1 pseudogene is annotated in these 1,283 nt (G+C 33.7%); it reads right to left on the reverse strand.

From position 1 onward, the window contains the following. Positions 1-203: 203 nt before the first annotated feature. A pseudogene (locus N0B48_RS22865) lies at positions 204-1,148 on the reverse strand (IS256 family transposase, variant Zn-binding type); the annotation flags it as partial. Between the last annotated feature and the right edge of the window lie 135 nt (positions 1,149-1,283).

Genomic DNA, 1,283 nt, shown 5'->3' on the forward strand with positions numbered 1-1,283 from the left:
AAAAGGTAATGTGGTCAAAAATAGTTGGTGTTTTTTAGCAAAATAATTCGTAATATTTCGCAGTTGATTGGAAGAGGAAATGAGCAATGCTGAGGAGCAACTCATCAGCAATACAATCAATGCTGTAAACAATAGTTTAGAAGGATGGTTTTTACCATCCTTTTTTCGTAGATTATTGGAACAGCTTTATGGCTAAAAAACCTTCATCTTTTTTGGTTTTTGTAGAAAAGATACCATTGTATAAACTTTTTTCTTCGGCTTTTAGTAAGCCCTCGATGAATGTTAATATTCCCTTTTAGATGCCCGAAAAAAGACTCTATTCCATTCGTTGTTTTAGGGATTTTAGGATTTTGTAAGAACGTGAACATATTTGGTAAGGCCTTTCTGATAACAGAAAAACATCTTCTCACCATTTTGTGGGTGTACCAGTATCTTCCTGTTTCTAGGCTGTATGATTTTTCGTTTAAAAAATCTTTGTGCTTTTCGAACCAATCTAGGAATTCTTTTATCCAATACTGTTTTTTTAATTCATTATCGATAAAATGAAGCTTACAAACGATTTCACGGAGTTCAAAGCCTGCATTTGACTTCGGGTAAGCAGAAAGCCATATTTTACACATTCTCTGAATATGAACCAGGCATCGCTGAACAGGAACTTTCGGGCAGGCTTTACGAATGGCTTTGAGTAATGATTTATCACCATCGCAGGTTATTCCTCCAATTTTAATTCCCAAATTCAGAATGTTTTCCAAATCTTCTTTCATCTCTTCATAATGTTCTCCATCTGTAATTCTGTAGAGTTGTGTTTGTTTAAAAACATTGTCTCTGAAGACAACCAGACAAATTTCATTGGAAAAATAAGTACCATCAATCAGCAGATAAACCTCCTTGTTTTGGCTGTAGGTTAACTTGGGAGCTTTGCCGAGCATTGTGTTAAAATACCGCTGAAGAGTACTGACTGAATATCCGGATTCTTCTGAAATCTGCTCATAAGTTTGCTTTCCGATAATCCATTTTTTAAACCAAATCTCTTTGTTCTTTAAACTCACAGATTTATTTTCAGAAGTGAAATAAATGCCACAATTTTTACATTTAAAACGACGCTTATTATTCTGTTTCCCCCAAGAAATCACATCCAGACTACTGCAACTCCAACAACGATTTTTTTTGAATTTTCAGACATAAAAAAAGTTTATTGAAACAAAGTTCAATAAACTTTCTGTATGATCAATAATAATCGGCGTTACAAAGAATTCTACCAACTATATTTGACTATTAAACCT

The organism is Chryseobacterium herbae (assembly GCF_025154075.1).
Lineage (GTDB): Bacteria > Bacteroidota > Bacteroidia > Flavobacteriales > Weeksellaceae > Chryseobacterium > Chryseobacterium herbae.